The 3,876-nt window shown below is 73.2% G+C and carries 4 protein-coding genes; all 4 read right to left on the minus strand.

Features of this window, described 5'->3' with window-relative positions:
* Window positions 1-3: 3 nt before the first annotated feature.
* Window positions 4-915: a carbohydrate ABC transporter permease gene (locus tag GTR00_RS16160; RefSeq protein ID WP_166612614.1), complete on the minus strand. Its 912-nt coding sequence runs from the start codon at window positions 913-915 to the stop codon at window positions 4-6.
* Entirely contained in the window at window positions 915-1,847 is a 933-nt protein-coding gene (locus GTR00_RS16165) for a carbohydrate ABC transporter permease (RefSeq protein WP_407659712.1), read from the minus strand. Before GTR00_RS16165 ends, GTR00_RS16160 begins: the two co-directional genes overlap by 1 nt.
* Complete coding sequence (locus GTR00_RS16170) at window positions 1,844-3,205, minus strand: extracellular solute-binding protein (RefSeq protein WP_166612615.1); 1,362 nt, start codon at window positions 3,203-3,205, stop codon at window positions 1,844-1,846. The genes GTR00_RS16165 and GTR00_RS16170 overlap by 4 nt, the downstream gene beginning before the upstream one ends.
* Window positions 3,206-3,281: 76 nt before the next feature.
* Window positions 3,282-3,876: ROK family protein (locus GTR00_RS16175; protein WP_166612616.1), on the minus strand; the 595-nt coding region annotated here is incomplete at its 5' end.

The raw sequence follows: 3,876 nt of genomic DNA on the forward strand, positions 1-3,876 counted from the left end.
GTGTCAGCCCTTGACGGAGCCCGCCAGGGCGAACGAGCCGCCGGCCAGGCGCTGCACGACCAGGTACAGGGCCAGCACGGGGGTGGCGTAGAGGATGGAGAAGGCGGCGAGCTGGCCGTAGGCGACGGCGCCGTTGGTGCCGAAGAACGTGTAGATCGACACCGCGGCCGGCTGCCGGGCCGGGTCCAGCAGCAGCACGAACGGCACGAAGAAGTTCCCCCACGCCTGGGTGAAGACGAAGATGAACACCACCGCCAGGCCCGGGCGCATGAGCGGCACCACGATGCGGCGCAGCGCCGTCATGGCGCTGGCGCCGTCGACCCACGCCGCCTCCTCCAGGGAGACCGGCACGCCGTCCATGAAGTTCTTCAGCATCCACACCGCCATGGGCAGCGACGTGGCGGCCAGGAACAGCACGGTCCCGATGAGGGAGTCCAGCATCCCCAGCGCCACGAACAGCGCGTACACCGGCACCATGATCGCGGTGATGGGCAGGCAGCTGCCGAAGAGGATGGCGTAGAGGAAGGAGCGGTTGAACCGCATCCGGTACCGCGAGAGCGGGTAGGCGGCCAGCGTGGCGACCACGACGGTGACCAGCGCCGCGCCGCCGGAGACGACCAGGGAGTTCCACAGCGGCAGCAGCGTCAGGTCGTAGGTGAGGACGTCGCGGAAGTTCTGCAGGGTGGGCGCCTCGGGCAGCGCCACGGAGACGGTGGCGTCGGCGTCCAGGGAGGCCAGCACGATCCAGGCCAGCGGCACCAGGAAGGCGGCCCCCACGAGCAGCAGCGCGAGGTTCGCCGCGACGCTGGCCCCGCGCCGGCCCGGGGAGGTGACGTGCAGCTGCGGGCGGGCGGGGGCGGTGGGCGCCACCGCGGGCGGGGCGTCCGGGCGCGTGCCGGCCGGGGTCGCGGGCATCAGTCCACCTCCGGCTTGAGCACGCGGACGTACACGGCGGCGAAGACGGCGCCGATGACGAGGGTGACGACGGCGATGGCGGTGCCGTAGCCGACCTGGGCGAACTTGAACGCCTCCTGGAACGCCAGCACCGGCAGGGTGGAGCTGGCCGTGCCGGGCCCGCCGCCGGTCATGACCCAGATGAGGGTGAAGACGCCGAGCGTCTGCAGCGTGGTGAGCATGAGGTTGGTGGAGATGGACCGGCGCACCATGGGCACGGTGATGCGGAAGAAGCGCTGCGCGCCGCTGGCGCCGTCGAGCGCGGCGGCCTCGGTGACGTCGGGCGGCACCTCCGACAGCGCCGCGCCGTAGACCATCATCGAGAAGGCGGTGCCGCGCCAGACGTTGGCCAGGATCACGGCCATCACGGGGAAGGAGACCAGCCAGGTGGTGCCGCCGGCGCCCACGGCGCCCAGCAGGGCGTCCAGGGTCCCGTCGGCGGCGAAGAACGCGTACAGCGCGAACGCCGCGACGATCTCGGGCAGCACCCAGGCGGTGACGACGAGGGCGCTGACCACCGGGCGCAGCGGGCCGCGGGCGGTGCGCAGCAGCAGCGCCAGGGCCATGCCCAGGACGTTCTGCCCGACGACGGCGGAGGCCAGGACGAAGACCAGCGTGAGCCAGGCGGAGGTCCAGAACTCCCCGCTGCCGATCAGCTCGGCGTAGTTGTCCAGGCCGATGAACTGCGGGTCGGCCGCGCGGTAGCCGCTGAGCGCGGTGTTGGTCAGCGAGCCGTACAGCGCGTAGGCGATGGGGCCGGCGAGGAAGACGGCCATGAGGGCGGTCGCGGGCAGCAGCGGGGCGAGCTTGACCAGCGTGCCGGGCCCGCTGCGGGCGGGGGTGCCCGCCGCCCGGCGCGGGCCGCGGGTCGTCAGGGCGGTGGTCACCGTCAGCCCGCCGCCTGCGTGCGGTCCTCGCCGACGATGCCGACCAGGCCCTCGTCGTAGGCGGCGGCGGCCTCCTGCGGGCTCTGGCTGCCGGTGGCCACCGCCTCGGCGGCGACCTGGATGTTGGCGGAGATCTGCGAGTAGTCCGGGGTGGCGGGGCGGAAGTTCGTCACCGGCACCAGGGAGGAGAAGAACTCGAAGGAGGGGTTGTAGCCCAGGTACGCCGGGTCCTGCGCGACGTCGCGGCGCACGGCGATCTGGCTGTTCTCCGTGTCGTACTTCAGGGTGTTCTCGCGGTTGAGCGCGACGGTGATGAAGTCGAACGCGGCCTGCGGGTCGGCGGCGTTCGCGCCCACCGAGAGCAGCCAGCCGCCGGACATCGAGGTGCGCCCCGGCGCCTGCCCGTCCTCGGTGGGCATGGCGGCGATGCCCGTGGACTGCTCCCACTCGGGCCACTCGTTCTCCCCGGAGATCCACGCGCCGGGCAGCCAGGAGCCGTCGATCGCCATGGCCAGGCGCCCCTGCGGCAGCAGCTCGGTGCTCACCCGGCTGCCCAGGGCGGCGTCGAGCACGAGCGAGGTGTCCGGGCCCAGGCCCTCGGAGTAGACGGTGTCGTAGAAGCCCAGGGCGTCGCGGAACCCCTGCGAGCCGGTGATCCACTTCTTGGTCGAGGAGTCGTACAGCTCGTCGCCGGTGCCGTACAGCAGCATCTCGAAGCCCTGCATGGAGGTGGCCTCGCCGGCCGCGCGCCCGGCGTACAGGTTCAGCGGGATCACCCCGGGCACGCGCTCCTTGACGGTGCGGGCGGCGGCCAGGACGTCGTCCCAGGTGGTGGGCTGCCAGTCGGCGGGCAGGCCGGCCTGCGCGAAGACCTGCTTGTTGAAGTAGATGCCGCGGGTGTCGGTGCCCATCGAGACGCCGTAGGTCTTGCCGTCCTCGCCCAGGCCGGCCTCCTTGGCGGTGTCGTCGAACTGCGACCAGTCCTCCCAGCCGGCGAGCATGTCGTCGATGGGGGCCAGGTAGCCGGCGGCGGCGTCGGAGCGGACCTGGAAGCTGTCCTCGTAGATGACGTCGGGCGCGGTGGACGCCGAGCGGTTCATCAGGGCGAGCTTGGTGAAGTACTGGTCCTGCTCGGCCTCGATGGGGACCAGCTCGACGGTGCGGCCCTCGTTGGCCGCCTCGTACTCGCCCTTGGCCTTCTCCAGGACGTCCTGCAGCTGGGTGAACTGCGCCGTGCGCTGGTAGGCGACGCGCAGGGTGCCGTCGTCGTCGCCGCCGCTGCTCGCCCCCCCGCACGCGGGCAGGACGAGCGTGGCGGCCGCCGCGGTCGCGGCCGCCGCGAGGAAGTGCCGTCTGCGCGCCATGTGGTGCTCCTTCGCATCCCGCGGGGGTCCCCGTCGACCCGCCACGCAATATGTAAATCAATTGGAGTTGCTGTCGTCAAGACCCCAGGAGCAGCACGGACGAGCGCGGGCTGAACGCGTCGTCCAGCACCAGGCAGGCCGCGCCCACCGCGGCCACGTCGCGCCCCACCCGGGTGCCGCGGATCTGCACCGCGTGCAGCGGGGCGGCCACCTCGCGCGCGCGCACCAGCGGCGGCACCACCTGCAGGAAGCGCCGCTGCAGGCGCGGCCACAGCGGTCCCCCGAACACCACGAGGTCCAGGTCGAGCAGGTTCTGCACCCCCGACACCGCCCGCGCCACCCGCGCGGCCGCGGCGTCGACCACGGCCAGCGCCGCCGGCACGCCCTCGTCGGCCAGCCGGCACACCTCCCCCAGCGCCTCGTCCACGGCGAGCACGTCCTCCAGCGGCCACGGGCCCAGCCCGGCCTCCTGCGCCTGCAGCACCATCGCGCGCGGCGCGTTGCGCTCCCCCAGGCAGCCGCGCTGCCCGCACCCGCACTCCGGCCCGGTGCCGTCGGCGGCCAGGTGCCCCACCTCCCCGGCGTTGCCGGAGGCCCCGCGCAGCACCTCCCCGCGCAGCACCAGCCCGGCGCCGATGCCGGTGCCCAGGTAGACGAACGCGAAGCTGCCC

Origin of the sequence: Kineococcus indalonis (genome assembly GCF_009906395.1) — a bacterium.
Lineage (GTDB): Bacteria > Actinomycetota > Actinomycetes > Actinomycetales > Kineococcaceae > Kineococcus > Kineococcus indalonis.